The organism is Pseudomonas sp. WS 5410 (assembly GCF_012985645.1).
Classification (GTDB): domain Bacteria; phylum Pseudomonadota; class Gammaproteobacteria; order Pseudomonadales; family Pseudomonadaceae; genus Aquipseudomonas; species Aquipseudomonas shahriarae.
Map to the genome: position 1 here is coordinate 24,853 of NZ_JAAQWS010000001.1, position 14,197 is coordinate 39,049.

The 14,197-nt window shown below is 61.8% G+C and carries 13 protein-coding genes; 6 read left to right on the plus strand and 7 right to left on the minus strand.

Annotation, left to right across the window (positions count from 1 at the left end; all coding sequences use genetic code 11):
* Positions 1–39: 39 nt before the first annotated feature.
* On the plus strand, positions 40–2,328 hold the full coding sequence (locus HBO24_RS00115; RefSeq protein WP_170059082.1) for an acylase: 2,289 nt from the start codon (positions 40–42) through the stop codon (positions 2,326–2,328).
* A 5-nt stretch (positions 2,329–2,333) separates the two neighbouring features.
* Here the strand turns inward: HBO24_RS00115 and HBO24_RS00120 are convergent, their stop codons facing one another.
* The 3 genes from HBO24_RS00120 to HBO24_RS00130 form a co-directional block, all read right to left on the minus strand.
* Entirely contained in the window at positions 2,334–2,858 is a 525-nt protein-coding gene (locus HBO24_RS00120) for an AAA family ATPase (protein WP_115128148.1), read from the minus strand.
* Positions 2,855–3,418: a nicotinamide riboside transporter PnuC gene (pnuC, locus tag HBO24_RS00125; protein ID WP_170059083.1), complete on the minus strand. Its 564-nt coding sequence runs from the start codon at positions 3,416–3,418 to the stop codon at positions 2,855–2,857. Before pnuC ends, HBO24_RS00120 begins: the two co-directional genes overlap by 4 nt.
* A gap of 147 nt (positions 3,419–3,565) precedes the next feature.
* Entirely contained in the window at positions 3,566–5,200 is a 1,635-nt protein-coding gene (locus HBO24_RS00130; RefSeq protein ID WP_170059084.1) for a methyl-accepting chemotaxis protein, read from the minus strand.
* 249 nt (positions 5,201–5,449) lie between these two features.
* Between HBO24_RS00130 and HBO24_RS00135 the strand changes: the two genes are divergently transcribed.
* Both HBO24_RS00135 and HBO24_RS00140 read left to right on the plus strand, forming a co-directional pair.
* Positions 5,450–6,280: an undecaprenyl-diphosphate phosphatase gene (locus tag HBO24_RS00135; RefSeq protein ID WP_170059085.1), complete on the plus strand. Its 831-nt coding sequence runs from the start codon at positions 5,450–5,452 to the stop codon at positions 6,278–6,280.
* Complete coding sequence (locus tag HBO24_RS00140; RefSeq protein ID WP_057440097.1) at positions 6,280–6,663, plus strand: DUF1294 domain-containing protein; 384 nt, start codon at positions 6,280–6,282, stop codon at positions 6,661–6,663. Before HBO24_RS00135 ends, HBO24_RS00140 begins: the two co-directional genes overlap by 1 nt.
* A gap of 88 nt (positions 6,664–6,751) precedes the next feature.
* Here the strand turns inward: HBO24_RS00140 and HBO24_RS00145 are convergent, their stop codons facing one another.
* Together HBO24_RS00145 and HBO24_RS00150 are read right to left on the minus strand one after the other, a co-directional pair.
* The gene (locus HBO24_RS00145; protein WP_057440098.1) at positions 6,752–7,102 is read right to left on the minus strand and encodes an MmcQ/YjbR family DNA-binding protein; all 351 of its coding nucleotides are present in this window, start codon (positions 7,100–7,102) and stop codon (positions 6,752–6,754) included.
* Positions 7,103–7,113: 11 nt separating this feature from the next.
* Complete coding sequence (locus HBO24_RS00150; RefSeq protein WP_057440099.1) at positions 7,114–8,022, minus strand: LysR substrate-binding domain-containing protein; 909 nt, start codon at positions 8,020–8,022, stop codon at positions 7,114–7,116.
* Positions 8,023–8,147: 125 nt separating this feature from the next.
* Between HBO24_RS00150 and HBO24_RS00155 the strand changes: the two genes are divergently transcribed.
* Positions 8,148–8,759, plus strand: a complete 612-nt coding sequence (locus HBO24_RS00155) for an FMN-dependent NADH-azoreductase (protein ID WP_169961015.1) — start codon at positions 8,148–8,150, stop codon at positions 8,757–8,759.
* A 184-nt stretch (positions 8,760–8,943) separates the two neighbouring features.
* Entirely contained in the window at positions 8,944–9,981 is a 1,038-nt protein-coding gene (locus tag HBO24_RS00160) for a dienelactone hydrolase (protein ID WP_170059086.1), read from the plus strand.
* Here HBO24_RS00160 and HBO24_RS00165 read toward each other — a convergent pair.
* Complete coding sequence (locus tag HBO24_RS00165; protein ID WP_170059087.1) at positions 9,975–11,147, minus strand: MFS transporter; 1,173 nt, start codon at positions 11,145–11,147, stop codon at positions 9,975–9,977. The genes HBO24_RS00160 and HBO24_RS00165 overlap by 7 nt on opposite strands.
* Positions 11,148–11,325: 178 nt before the next feature.
* Positions 11,326–12,912 carry an ABC-F family ATPase gene (locus HBO24_RS00170; protein WP_071610063.1) on the minus strand — a complete coding sequence of 529 codons (1,587 nt, stop codon included), beginning with the start codon at positions 12,910–12,912 and terminating at the stop codon, positions 11,326–11,328.
* A 470-nt stretch (positions 12,913–13,382) separates the two neighbouring features.
* On the opposite strand from HBO24_RS00170, the gene HBO24_RS00175 reads away from it, so the two are divergent.
* Positions 13,383–14,195 carry a class I SAM-dependent methyltransferase gene (locus tag HBO24_RS00175; protein WP_170045611.1) on the plus strand — a complete coding sequence of 271 codons (813 nt, stop codon included), beginning with the start codon at positions 13,383–13,385 and terminating at the stop codon, positions 14,193–14,195.
* The last annotated feature ends 2 nt before the right edge of the window (positions 14,196–14,197 follow it).

The following is a 14,197-nucleotide window of genomic DNA, read 5'->3' on the forward strand; positions in this document are numbered from 1 at the left end:
CGCCTTGGGCGTTCAATTTGGCTTGATGATGGGGTCTGCGTGATTATTTCCAACGGGTTGTCCAGGGTTTGCGTGGCGGGTGTGTTGCTGGGGGTGAGCCTGTGTGCGACGGCCCGCCAGGTGAGCGACGTGCAGGTGGGCACACTGAGCGCCGATATCCGCCGCACCGGGTTTGGTATCCCGCATATCCGCGCCAACGATGAGCGCGGCCTGGGCTATGGCATCGGCTATGCCTACGCGCAGGACAACCTGTGCCTGCTGGCCAACGAAGTGGTCACGGTCAATGGCCAGCGCGCTCGTTACTTCGGTGCCGAGCAGGCGACCCTGGAAGAGCGCAACAACTTGACCAGCGATGTGTTCTTTACCTGGCTCAATACGCCCGAAGCAGTGACGGCTTTCTGGAAGGCACAGACCCCGCAGATGCAGCAGCGTCTTGCCGGCTATGCGGCGGGTTACAACCGCTACCTGCAAGAGCGCGGGGCCAAGGACCGACCGATGCAGTGCCAGGGCGCCTGGGTGCGGCCGATCACGACCGATGACCTGGTCAAGCTGACCCGCCGATTGTTGGTGGAAGGTGGTGTCGGGCAATTCGCCGAGGCCTTGGCGGGGGCGACGCCACCCCAGCCAGGCGTGGCGGTGCAGAGCGATGTGCGAGCGTTTGAGGTCGCCACCTTGAAGCAGCAACGCTTTGCCCTGGATCGCGGCAGCAACGCGGTGGCGGTGGGTAGCGAGCGCTCGTTCAACGGGCGCGGCATGTTACTGGCCAACCCGCATTTCCCGTGGATCGGCGGCATGCGTTTTTATCAGATGCACCTGACCATTCCTGGTCAGCTGGACGTAATGGGCGCCGCCTTGCCGGGCCTGCCGGTGGTCAATATCGGCTTCAACCAGCATGTGGCCTGGACCCATACGGTGGACACATCCAAGCATTTCACCCTGTATCGCCTGACCCTGGACCCGAAGGACCCGACCCGCTATTTGCTCGACGGCAAGTCGATCCCACTGCAGAAAACCCAGGTAACGGTACAGGTCAAGGGCGCCGAGGCCCACACCCAAACGGTCTACAGTTCGCAGTTCGGGCCCGTGGTGCAATGGCCGGGCAAGCTCGACTGGAACGGGCAATACGCTTTCAGCCTGCGCGACGCCAACCTGGGCAATGACCGCGTGCTGCAGCAGTGGTACGCGATGAACCAGGCCCGCAGCCTCAAGGACTTGCAAGCCTCGGTACACCGCCTGCAAGGGATTCCTTGGGTCAACACCTTGGCGGCGGACGATCAGGGGCAGAGCCTGTATATGAACCTGTCGGTGGTGCCGAACGTCAGTGCAAAAAAACTCGAACAATGCAGCGACCCGCGTGCCGGTCTGCAGATGATCATGCTTGACGGTGCCCACAGTGCCTGTGCCTGGGATATCGACCCGCGCGCCGCCCAGCCGGGGATCTTCGCCGCTGATCAACTGCCGCAACTGGCGCGCCGGGACTACGTGCAGCACTCCAACGATTCGGCCTGGATGGCCAACCCCAAGGCCCCGCTGGCCGGCTTTTCGCCGGTGGTCAGCCAGGATCACATTGCCCTGGGCGCACGTTCGCGTTTTGCCTTGCAGCGCTTGCAGGACCTGGACACACAGCCGATCACCGTCGCCGATTTGCAACACATGGTGCTGGATAACCAGGTGTACCTGGCTGGGCAGGTGATGCCGGATCTGCTCAAGTTCTGCGCGCAACAGACGGATGCCGCCCTGAAAACCCTGTGTACCCGCCTCAAGGACTGGGACCAGAAGGCCAACCTCGACAGCGGCCTGGGCCTGGTGCATTTCTTCCAGGTCATGGAGCACCTGCAGCAAGTGCCGCAGGTGTGGCGCGTTGCGTTCGACCCGGACCACCCACAAACCACCCCGCGCGGGTTGCTCATCGAGCGGCCGGAGGTGGCCAAGGCGTTGCGTGAGGCAATGCTGGCGTCAATGGCGCAGGTGAGTGAATCGGGGTTGAAAGAAGGCACTCGTTGGGGCGATATCCAGGTCTCGGGCAGCACCCCGATGCACGGTGGCCCGCAGGAACTGGGGATCTACAACGCCATGCAAAGCGTGCCGAGGGCCGATGGCAAGCGTGAGGTGGTCAGCGGCAGCAGTTACTTGCAGATCGTCACCTTCGACGACCAGGGGCCGAAAGCGGAAGGCGTGTTGGCGTTCTCACTGTCCAGCGATCCGGCGTCGCCGTACTTCAAGGACCAGACCCAGGCGTTTTCCGCGAAAAAGCTCAGCCCGTTGCCGTTTACCGAACAGCAGATCAAGGCTGACCCACAGTATCAACGGCAGCTGATCCACGAGTAGGGGCTTTATTGGCCGAGCAGGTGCGCCACGGCGGCAAACGCCTGGTCATGGCGTGCCTGCCAATCCCCGCCAATCACCTTGTAAGGTTGCTGATGCTGCTCCAGCCAGTCGCGGCTGGCCTGGAAGAAGGCCCGGCGGTCGGCCAGGTCCGGCTGGCAGCGTTGACCGTCGGCGGTCCAGCCAATGCCTTCGGGTGACAGCAACAGGTGCAGGTCGTAATGGCGGGCCAGCAGTGCCTCGTCGAGCCACGCGGGGGCATCGCCAAACAGCGTCAGGCTCCACAGCTTGTTGGTCAGCAGGTGAGTATCGAGGATCAGCAGTTGCGGCTGCCGGGCACGGCCGGCATCTTCCCAGGCCAGTTGGCCACGGGCGATGTCCGGGATGTCGGCGAGGGTCGTATCACGCTGGTAGTGGTCGATGAAATAGCGCACATACTCGCCCACCAGCACCGCACCGAAATGCGCCTGCAACTGCTCGGCCAGCCAGCTTTTACCGCTGGACTCGGGGCCTGCCATCACCAGCACCTTCATGTGCGCAACGCCGGATCGGCGCGCCATTCGCGCCAGCCTTGTACGGCAATCACTGTGAACAGGGCATAGAGCGCGGCCGTCAGGTACAGCCCCTTGTAGACAAACAGGCCGACAAAAATCACATCGACCACAATCCATAGTGCCCAGCATTGCACGCGTTTTTGCGCCATCCACATCTGCGCCACCAGGCTGAAGCCGGTCAGGGCGGCGTCCAGCCAGGGTTGTGCAGCATCGGTCCAGTGCGCCATAGCGGCGCCCAGCAACAGGCTGCCGGCTGCGCCAACCGTCAGGCTCAGGAGGATAGCCTGGCTGCCAAGACTGCTGACCTGACGCCCTTGCTTGACCTCGCCGGCACGGGTCCACTGCCACCAACCGTAGACCTGCAGGCCGGCATACACCACTTGCAGCAGCATGTCGGAATACAGCTTCACCTCGAAGAACACCCAGGTGTACAGCAGCACCATGACCAGGCCGATCGGCCAGCACCACGGGTTCTGCTTGACCGTCAACCAGACGGCAATCACCCCCAGCGCGGCGGCAAACAGTTCAAGCCCGGACATGGGATTCCTTGGAAGAGTCGAAGAGGGGGGCGATTGTACCCAACCGGCCGGGCAAAATCCTGTCCAGGCCGGGGGCTAATTATGGGAAGAGGGATTGCTGTGGCAAACCCGCTCGCTGTGGCGAGCGGGCTGCTGTCGGGAGGAGGGCTAGACCTTGAACTGGCGCAGCAGGCCGTTGAGTTCTTCGCTCAAGTCCTTCAGATGCACGCTGGCCTCGCTCGATTGCTGGGCCGCGAGCGCAGTGCTGTGGGACAGGCCGGCGGCCTGGGTCACGTTCTGGTTGATGTCTTCCACCACGTGGGCCTGTTGCAGGGTCGCGCTGGCAATCGAGGCGTTCAGGCCGTTGAGGTTGCGCAGGGCCTGACCGATGGCATTCAGGCTGGCGCCCGCCTGGCCGGCTTGTTCGATGGTCAGTTGCGAGGCCTGGTGGCTGTCGCTGATGACCTTGACCGCTGCTTCGGAATGCCCTTGCAGGCGCTCGATCATGTTCTGGATTTCGGCAGTGGATTTTTGCGTGCGCCGGGCCAGCAGGCGCACTTCGTCGGCGACCACGGCAAAACCACGGCCTTGTTCGCCGGCGCGGGCAGCTTCGATGGCGGCGTTGAGAGCCAGCAGGTTGGTCTGCTCGGCAATCGAGCGAATCACCTCCAGCACCCCGCCAATCTGCGTGCTTTCGGTGGACAGGGTGCGGATCACTTCCACCGCCTGGCTGATGGTGCCGGACAGCGCGTCGATCTGTTGCAGGCTGCCGTCGATATTGACTTGGCCCTGTTCGGCCTGGGTCTGCGCGTCACGCATTTCGCTGGCGGCGTGCTCGGCATTCTTCGCCACGTCCTGGACGCCGTAGGTCACTTCATTGATGGCAGTGGCCACCAGTTCCATTTGTTGGGATTGTTGCTGGCTGCGGTCATGGGCCTGGCTGGCGTTGCTGCCCAGCTCGGCGGACGACTGGGCCAGGGCATTGGCGCACACCTGCAACTGGCTGACCACCTGGCGCAGTTTGGCGGTGAAGGTGTTGAAGTGTCGGGACAGTTGCGTGACTTCGTCCTGGCCATGGGTGTCGAGGCTGCGGGTCAGGTCGCTTTCGCCACTGGCGATGTTGGCCATGGCATGCACCGCTTCCTGCAGCGGGCGCACGATGCTGCGGGCAATCAGCACCACCAGCAGGGCCATGATCAGGGCAATGCCCAGGCCGATCAGTGAGGCTTTCCAGACCTGGCCGCGAAATTGTGCCTGTACGTCGTCCACGTAGACGCCGGAGCCAATAATCCAGCCCCAGGGCTCGAACAACTGGATATAGGAGGTCTTGGCCACGGGCTCAGCCGCGCCGGGTTTCGGCCAGCGGTAATCGACCATGCCGACGCCCTTGGCCTTGGCCAGGGTGACGAACTCATTGAAGATCGCAAAGCCGTCCGGATCGCGGATGGCCGAAAGGTTCTGGCCGTCGAGCTTGGGGTTGGCCGGGTGCATGATCATCACCGGCGTCAGGTCATTGATCCAGAAATAGTCGTTCTGGTCGTAGCGCAGGCCGCGCACCACACTCAAGGCTTGTTTCTGCGCGGCCTCGCGGGTCAGCACCCCGGTGGTTTCAAGGCCGTGATAAAAATTCAGAATTCCGCTGGCAGTCTGCACCACATGCTGGGTTTTCTGGCTCTTGGCCTGGTAGAGGTCGTCGTGGATCTGCTTGAGCATCAGCAAACCCAGGGTCATCAACATCAACACGGCGACTATCAGGATCATCCAGAGGCGCCGGCTGATCGACATATTGCGCAAACTGTTCATAGTCTTGTCACTCCGCGTTCTTATAATTTTCGGTGCTGCGTTGATCGGCCAGTGATAACGCGAAGCGAAATCCGGGCTTGTCTGATAGGCTTTCGGCCCGGAATCAAAAAACCTGAGTACTGCCTGATTTTTCACAGAATTTTGGCAGGTCAGCCTTGATCCTGCGCGCGGCCTTGCCGCGTGCTCATCGTTAGTGAACACCTAGAAAATATCAACGAGGCATGCCGTCGCATGACCTTTGGGGGAATAATGGATCTTTGGACCGCCTTTCAGGCATTGATACTTGGCATTGTCGAAGGGCTGACGGAGTTCTTGCCGATCTCCAGTACCGGGCACCAGATTATCGTCGCCGACTTGCTCAACTTCGGTGGCGAGCGCGCCATGGCGTTCAACATCATCATTCAGCTGGGCGCCATCCTGGCGGTGGTCTGGGAATTCCGGCGCAAGATCCTCGACGTGGTGACCGGCCTGCCGACCCAGCGCAACGCCCAGCGCTTTACCGTCAACCTGCTGATCGCCTTCCTGCCGGCGGTGGTGTTGGGGGTGATTTTTGCCGACCTGATCCACGAATACCTGTTCAACCCGATCACGGTGGCCACTGCGCTGGTGATCGGCGGGGTGATCATGTTGTGGGCCGAGCGTCGCGAGCATGTCATCCATGCCGAAACCGTCGATGACATCACCTGGAAAGACGCCTTGAAAGTGGGCTTTGCCCAGTGCCTGGCGATGATTCCAGGGACGTCGCGTTCCGGCTCGACCATTATCGGTGGCCTGTTGTTTGGCCTGTCGCGCAAGGCTGCCACCGAGTTTTCGTTCTTCCTGGCGATGCCGACCATGGTCGGGGCGGCGGTGTACTCGGGCTATAAGTACCGTGACCTGTTCCAGCCTGCGGATCTGCCGGTGTTTGCCGTCGGTTTTGTGGTCTCGTTCATCTTCGCAATGATTGCAGTGCGTGGCTTGCTCAAGTTCATCGCCAGCCACAGCTATGCAGTGTTTGCCTGGTACCGCATTGCGTTCGGTTTGCTGATCCTGGCCACCTGGCTGTTCGGCTGGATTGACTGGGCGGCGGCCAAGGCGTGATGACAATCCAGCATCTGCGCTTGAAGGCTGTGGTGTTTGCACTGTTGTGTGCCGTGCCGTTGTTTGGCGCGGCACTGCTGGCGTATCGCGGGGTGTCGCTGATCCCGTTGGCGGCCTATGGCCTGGTCAGCGTGGTGACGTTTTGCCTGTACTGGAGCGACAAGCGCAAGGCCCAGAGCGATAGCTGGCGCACCCCGGAGAAGATCCTGCATGCCATGGAGCTGGCCGGTGGTTGGCCGGGTGCCTTGGTTGCGCAGCAGGTGTTCCGGCACAAGACGCGCAAGGTGTCTTATCAAGTGGTGTTCTGGCTGATTGTGTTGCTGCACCAGGTGTTCTGGATTGATCAGTTGTTTCTGGGCGGCACGCTGCTGGCAGTCTTCTAGCCGCGTGGGGCTTGAGAGCGAAGCTGCGCCCACCGGGGTATGTGCATATATCGATGATCAAGTTGTGTACAAGACGACCTGGACTGGCTTACTCGTCCAGCCTCAGGCCGATCTGCGTGCGTTTGGGCAGTTTGCTCACCACCAACTGGTGGGAGCGCTGCAGCAAGCCGCGCAGTTCTTCGCCGCCCAGTGGGTAGGGCAGCTGCATGATGATCCACTGCGCCCGCGCCAGGTACGGCGCCGGGTGGATGCCGGGGCGGTCGACGTGGCCGAGGAACAGTTCTTTGTCGACCTTGAACGCCAGGGAGTCGCCGCGCAGGTTCTGCAGGGCGAACATCTTGTTGCCGGCAATCGAGAACACCCGCACACCGCCCCACTTGTAATCCTCCCGTGCACCGGGCAAGCCCAGGCAGAACTGGGCGACGTCGTCTTCGGTCATGCTCCGGGTACTCATAGCAGTCGATCTCCGCAACTGTTGAAGGCATGGGCCAGAAAGTCGATCCAGGCGCGCACCGCTGGGGATACGCCGCGTCGATGCGGGTACACCGCTTGCAGCCAGCCACCGGGCAGCGACCACTCGGGCAGCAGTTGCACCAGTTGGCCACTTTCCAGCTCCTGCTCGCAATACATCATGGGCAGCACGGTGAAGCCCAGGCCGGCGAGGGCGCTGGCCTTGCGCACCAGGAAGTCGTCGATGCCCAGGCGGGCCTCCATCGCCAGATCGGTGGCATTGCCGGCAGGGTCGAGCATACGCAGGTGGACCATACGGTCGGCTTCCAGGGCGCCCAATACCGGCAGGTGTTTGAGGTCGGCCGGGCTGTTGATCTGGCGGTCGCGCACAAACTCGGGGCTGGCGACCATGGCCGTCTGCGCCTGACGCAGGCGGCGGGTCACCAGCAGTGGGTCTTCGTCCCCCAACTCGCGCACACGCAAAGCTACGTCTACACCCTCGGCCACCAGGTCGACGCGGCGATTGATCAGCATCATCTCCAGTTGCACCAGCGGGTGGGCCGCGAGGAATTGCGCCACCACCGTCGGCAGGATTTCGTGGGCCAGGCCCACTGGGCAACTGACTCGCAGCCGGCCCCGGGGTTCGCTGGACATGTTGACCACGGCTTCGTCGGCCATTTCCGCTTCCAGCAGCATCGCCTGGCAGTGCCCCAGGTAGCGTTCGCCGACGGCCGTCAGGGTCAGTTGCCGGGTGGTGCGCTGCAAGAGACGGGCGCCGAGGCGTTCTTCCAGTTCGGCAATGCGCCGCGACAGCCGCGACTTGGGGATGCCCAGCAGCCGGCCTGCCGCCGCGAAGCCACCGGCTTCCACCACCTTGGCGAAATAGTAGAGGTCATTGAGGTCTTGCATGTTGGGCCTATTGTCCTGTCAGTGGGACGAACTATCGCATTTTAACTGGCTAATCGGCTATTGGATTGATCTGTAGGATTCTCCCCATCAGATCGCCGGTGGCGATCCTCACTTGGAGATCCCACATGAAACTCTTGCATATTGATTCCAGCATCCTCGGTGACAACTCGGTATCCCGCCAGTTGAGCGGCGAAGTGGTCAAGGCCTGGCAGGCGGCTGAGCCGGGTGTCGAAGTGACCTACCGTGACCTGGCCAGCGAAGGTATCACCCATTTTTCCGGGATTACCCTGGGCGCGTTGGGCACCGCCGCCGAGTTGCGTGATGCCGTACAGAAGCACGAAGCCGACCTGAGCGCCTCGACCCTGGCCGAGTTCCTGGCTGCCGACGCGGTGGTTATCGCCGCGCCGATGTACAACTTCACCATTCCCACCCAGCTCAAGGCCTGGATCGACCGCATTGCCGTCGCTGGCCAGACGTTCCGCTACACCGAAGCCGGCCCGCAAGGCCTGTGCGGCAACAAGAAAGTCATCGTGGTCTCCACCGCCGGTGGCCTGCACGTTGGCCAACCGACCGGCGTCGGGCACGAGGACTACTTGAAAGTGCTGCTGGGCTTCTTCGGTATCACTGATATCGAGTTCGTACGTGCCCACGGCCTGGCCTATGGTGACGAAGCACGCAGCAAGGCATTGAACGATGCCAATGCGCTGATCAGCGAGCAGTTGTTCGTCGCGGCGTAAGCACGAGCGCCTTTCAATCTGATTCGGGCTGTCTAAACTCTGTATTCTGCTAGCTTCAATGCTGGCGGAATACGGAGTTTTTTGTTTTGAACCGGCGAATATGGCGCAGCTTATGCAACACCGGGTCATACCGCCCGAGGCTGCATCGGCCTGCAGGCGTCACCCAGCACAGGTGGACATCCCCATGATGCGTCTTTGTGCAGTCTTGCTGGTTTCCCTGCTCGGCGGCCTCGTTTCAGTGCACGCCGCTGTCGCCCCGCACCCCCATTGGAGCGTGGGCTATCACCGCATGAGCTTTCTTGACCCGCTGGATTCGCAGCCGATGAAAGCCATCGCGTTTTATCCGTCCACGGGTGATGAACATCTCAGTCAGGTGGGGGCGTATCGCGTCGCCGCCGCCGAGGACGCCAAGGTCGCCATCGGCCGCTTCCCGTTGCTGATGCTGTCCCATGGCAACACCGGCACGCCCCTGGCTTTGCACGACCTGGCGACGTCGCTGGCGCGCAAGGGGTTTGTGGTGGTCGCCGTGCTGCACCCGGGCGACAACTATAAGGACCACAGCCGCCTGGGTACCTTGAGTAACCTGTATGGCCGGCCGATCCAGATTTCTGCGGCGATTACCGCGACCCTGGGCGACCCGATGCTGTCGCCGTTCGTCAACGTGGGCCAGGTAGGGGTGATCGGCTATTCGGCGGGCGGCGAGACGGCGCTGATCCTGGCCGGGGCCAAGCCGGATTTCGAGCGTTTGCGCCGCTATTGCCAGGAGCGTCCTGAAGACCGCGACGCCTGTACCTCTAAGGGCGAGCTGGTGGTCGACCGCGATGACCTGCAACCCCAGGCCGACCCACGGATCCACGCGTTGATGCTGATGGTGCCGCTCAGCCTGATGTTCGGTCGTCAGACCCTGGGCGACGTGCATGTGCCGGTGCTGCTGTACAGCGGCGATGGCGACAAGCTGGTAGCCGTGGATAAAAACGCCGCCGCCCTGGCGCGCAAGCTGCCGCAGCCGCCGGATTTCAAACTGTTGGCCGGAGCTGGGCACTTTATTTTCATGGCCCCTTGCGATGACGAGCAACTGGCGCTGATGCCGGTGCTTTGTACCGATGCCGATGGGGTGGACCGCGAGGGTATTCACCGCGACCTGATCTCCGAGGCCGGACGATTTTTCAGTCGCACCCTCGGCCAGCACTCGCGGGCCGGGATGCAGACTGCGGATCAGTAGGCCCGGCGCATCAGCAGCCAGGTCAGGCCCAGGCCCGTGACGGACAGTAGCGCCGCGCAAAAGAAAATCCACGAGTAGCCCAGGTTCAACGCCACCGCACCCATCAGCGGTCCGGCAATCGCCAGCGCCAGGTCAAAAAACACCGCATAGGCACTCAGCCCGGCGCCCCGGCTGCTGTTGGGCACCTGTTTGATGGCTTCGACGCCCAGTGCCGGGTACACCAACGACAAGCCAAACCCGGTGAGGCCGGCGCCGATCAAGGCAATGGCGGGCGAGGGCGCGAGCCATAGCAGGGTCAGGCCGAGGGTTTCTAGGGTCATGCAGGCAATCGCCGCGCGAAACCCGCCAAAACGGCTGATGCTCGAGATAAACAGCAGGCGCGAGAGGATAAAGCAGATGCCAAACACCGTCAGGCACCAGGCGGCGCCGGTCCAGCCGCGATTGAGGTAGAACAGGGCAATGAAGGTGGTCAGGGTGCCGTAGCCAATGGACGCCAGGCACAGGCTGGCACCAAACGGCGCGATCCGCCCGAACACCGCCCAGAACGGCAGGCGCTCGCCGCGCACCACCGGAACCGAGGTTTTTTTGCGGATCAGCACCAGGCCCAGGGCTGCCAGCACGGCCAGCGCGGGACCGAGGCTGTTGTAACCGTATTGCGTAACCATCACCACGCCCAGCGGCGCGCCAATGGCGATGGCGCCATAGGAGGCGATGCCGTTCCAGGAGATCGAGCGCGCGGTGTGTTCGGCGCCGACCTGGCCCATGCACCAACTGATGGTGCCGACACCGATCAGGCCCTGGGCCACGCCCAGCAACACGCGACCGACCAGCAGAATCCCCAGGCTCAGGCTGGGCAGGCTGTGCAGCAGCGTGGCAAAAAACGTCAAGACACCGCTGAGCAGAATACCGCTCAAGCCCAGCACGATCGCGCGCTTGGTGCCGACGTTGTCCGACATGCGCCCGGCCATGGGGCGGCTGAGGAGGGTGGCCAGGTACTGCGAACCGATGGTTACGCCGGCCACCACGGCGCTGAAACCCAGTTGTTCATGGACGTAGCCGGGGATCACCGCAATCGGCAGGCCGATGCAGATAAACGCGATAAAGGTATAGAAGACGATGGAGACGATCTGCAGGGTGATCGACAGGGAGCTGGGGGCGGCTGGCATGGAGGCTCATTCGCGGCAGGGCGGTGAACGCATCATGGCAAGGGCGTGGAAGAAAAGGAAGCAGGCTAACAATCATCGGCCCTGACGCGCCGTTGGTCGAGCCTGGAAATGCAAAAAGCCCCGTCACTGCTGACGGGGCTTTTACTTGCAGCGTGTGGCTAACCGCTATTGGCGGCCCTTAAAACACCACGCCCTGGCTACGCAGGTAGTCGTCATAGGTGCCGCTGAAGTCGATCACGCCGCTTGGGCTCAACTCGATGATGCGGGTGGCCAGGGACGATACGAACTCACGGTCGTGGCTGACGAAGATCAGCGTGCCCGGATAGTTTTCCAGCGCCAGGTTCAGCGCCTCGATGGATTCCATGTCCAAGTGGTTGGTCGGTTCGTCCATGACCAGCACGTTGGGCTTTTGCAGGATCAGCTTGCCGAACAGCATGCGACCTTGCTCACCACCGGAGATGACCTTGACCGACTTGAGGATCTCATCGTTGGAGAACAGCATGCGGCCCAGGGTGCCGCGGATCACTTGTTCGCCCTGGGCCCACTGGCCCATCCAGTCGAACAGGGTGACGTCGTCTTCGAAGTCGTGGGCGTGGTCTTGGGCGTAGTAGCCCAGTTCGGCCGCATCGGTCCACTTCACGCTACCGGCGTCCGGGGTCAGTTCGTTGACCAGGGTGCGCAGCAGGGTGGTCTTGCCGATACCGTTCGGGCCGATGATCGCCACGCGCTCGCCGGCTTCAACCTGGAAGCTGAAGTCCTTGAACAGGGTCTTGCCGTCAAAGCCTTTGGCCATGCGCTCGACGATGACCGCCTGGCGGTGCAGTTTCTTGGTCTGTTCGAAACGGATGAACGGGCTCACACGGCTCGAAGGCTTGACTTCGGCCAGTTGGATCTTGTCGATCGCCTTGGCGCGGGAAGTGGCCTGCTTGGCTTTCGAGGCGTTGGCCGAGAAGCGGCTGACGAACGATTGCAGTTCGGAGATCTGCGCTTTCTTCTTGGCGTTGTCCGACAGCAACTGCTCGCGGGACTGGGTCGCCACGGTCATGTACTCGTCGTAGTTGCCCGGGAACAGGCGCAGCTCGCCGTAGTCCAGGTCAGCCATGTGGGTGCACACGCTGTTCAGGAAGTGACGGTCGTGAGAGATGATGATCATCAGGCTGTTACGCTGGGTCAGGATGTTTTCCAGCCAACGAATGGTGTTGATGTCCAGGTGGTTCGTCGGTTCGTCGAGCAGCAGCACTTCCGGATCCGAGAACAGCGCCTGGGCCAGCAATACGCGCAGCTTCCAGCCTGGAGACACTTCGCTCATCGGGCCGAAGTGCTGCTCGATGCCGATACCCAGGCCCAGCAGCAGTTCACCGGCACGGGATTCGGCGGTGTAGCCGTCCATTTCGGCGAACTCGGTTTCCAGCTCGGCCACGGCCATGCCGTCTTCTTCGCTCATTTCCGGCAGCGAGTAGATGCGATCGCGCTCGGCTTTGACCTTCCACAGCTCTTCGTGACCCATGATCACGGTGTCGATGACATTGAATTCTTCGTAGGCGAACTGATCCTGGCGCAGCTTACCCAGGCGCACGTTCGGCTCCAGCATGACCTGGCCGCCGGACGGGTCGAGGTCGCCACCGAGGATTTTCATGAAGGTCGACTTGCCGCAACCGTTGGCACCGATCAAACCATAACGGTTACCGGCGCCGAACTTGACCGAGACGTTCTCAAACAGCGGCTTGGCGCCGAACTGCATGGTGATGTTAGCTGTGGAGATCAATTACTTTACCTATCAATAGCTTGGGGTGCGCTTATTTGGGCCGGGACCCATTCGGAGCCCGGGCCAACGGGCATGCGTCAACAGCGACATCAAGGCGTGAAGCCCAGTCGCCGAGCAGAAAATATGGGGTGTATGTTGGAATTTGGCGCGCATTGTCGCATATGTGCGGCGTGAGTTATATGACAGGCAGGCGTGTCGGGCCGCTGGAAGTGCCTGGTTTGTCTTTTTTTTGCGGAAATTTTTACAAAAAGCATCGAGTTGTATCGAAACTGTATCGACCGTCCGATCTGTGTTTGTTAACAGTTGAACATCCAATGACCGTGGATTAAGTTTCCAGCGTTCGCCCTGCAGTGATGGCTCTTTACCGGTTCAAGGATGGCGAGGCTGTCGGTGCGGGGCGAACTCCCTTCTGTTTTCTTGACGGCGCTCATCGCCATCGTGGTGCGCACGTTCAATGGTTTGGAGACGCAATGGACACGCTGTCTGCTCAACAGGCAATCGCCAGCAACAAGGCCGCCTGGAACGAATCCGCCGAACACCACAAAGCTACCGAGCACTGGCAAAGCCTGCTCGCGGATGTCGGCGCGCCTGATTTCTCCTGCCTGGATCCCACCCTGACCACCCTGTTAATGCAGGTGGGCGTCAAGGGGCGGGATGCCGTGCAACTGGGTTGCAATAACGGCCGTGAAAGCCTGTCGCTGTATGGGTTGGGCGCCAGCAGTGTGGCGGGGGTCGACCAGTCCGATGCATTTCTGGCACAGGCGGCGGAGCTGGCAAGTCGCTCACCCCATGCGCCCGAGTTTATCGAAGCCGATATTCATCATTTGCCCGAGCGGTTGCAGGGGCGTTTTGATATCGCCCTGATCACCATCGGGGTGTTGAATTGGATGCCGGATATCGGGCTGTTCATGGGGCATGTCGCCAGCACCCTCAAAGACGGCGGGACGCTGGTGATCTACGAGACTCATCCGATCCTGGAAGTGTTCGACCCCGAAGCGCCGAACCCGATGCTGCCGGTCACCTCATATTTTCGCCGCGAGCCTTTTGTGCAGCACGAGGCGATTGTCTATGAAGGCCCGAGTAACAGCGCAGCCGCGGCGTCTTACTGGTTCGTGCACACCTTAGGCGAGGTTGTCAGCGCGGCCATCGCGGCAGGCTTGCAGATCAGCCACCTGCAGGAGTACCCGCACTCCAATCGCGAAGAGCTCTACGACCAGTACGAGAACCAACCGGCGCAACTGCCGATGTGCTACACCCTGACCGCCGTCAAGCGCCCGGCCTGAAG

Excerpts from the sequence above, each read along its gene's own strand:
- HBO24_RS00120 (WP_115128148.1), bottom strand. The coding sequence starts at position 2,858 with ATGAAGGTGCTGGTGATGGCAGGCCCCGAGTCCAGCGGTAAAAGCTGG.
- pnuC (WP_170059083.1), bottom strand. The coding sequence starts at position 3,418 with ATGTCCGGGCTTGAACTGTTTGCCGCCGCGCTGGGGGTGATTGCCGTC.
- HBO24_RS00130 (WP_170059084.1), bottom strand. The coding sequence starts at position 5,200 with ATGAACAGTTTGCGCAATATGTCGATCAGCCGGCGCCTCTGGATGATC.
- HBO24_RS00135 (WP_170059085.1), top strand. The coding sequence starts at position 5,450 with ATGGATCTTTGGACCGCCTTTCAGGCATTGATACTTGGCATTGTCGAA.
- HBO24_RS00140 (WP_057440097.1), top strand. The coding sequence starts at position 6,280 with ATGACAATCCAGCATCTGCGCTTGAAGGCTGTGGTGTTTGCACTGTTG.
- HBO24_RS00145 (WP_057440098.1), bottom strand. The coding sequence starts at position 7,102 with ATGACCGAAGACGACGTCGCCCAGTTCTGCCTGGGCTTGCCCGGTGCA.
- HBO24_RS00150 (WP_057440099.1), bottom strand. The coding sequence starts at position 8,022 with ATGCAAGACCTCAATGACCTCTACTATTTCGCCAAGGTGGTGGAAGCC.
- HBO24_RS00155 (WP_169961015.1), top strand. The coding sequence starts at position 8,148 with ATGAAACTCTTGCATATTGATTCCAGCATCCTCGGTGACAACTCGGTA.
- HBO24_RS00160 (WP_170059086.1), top strand. The coding sequence starts at position 8,944 with ATGATGCGTCTTTGTGCAGTCTTGCTGGTTTCCCTGCTCGGCGGCCTC.
- HBO24_RS00165 (WP_170059087.1), bottom strand. The coding sequence starts at position 11,147 with ATGCCAGCCGCCCCCAGCTCCCTGTCGATCACCCTGCAGATCGTCTCC.
- HBO24_RS00175 (WP_170045611.1), top strand. The coding sequence starts at position 13,383 with ATGGACACGCTGTCTGCTCAACAGGCAATCGCCAGCAACAAGGCCGCC.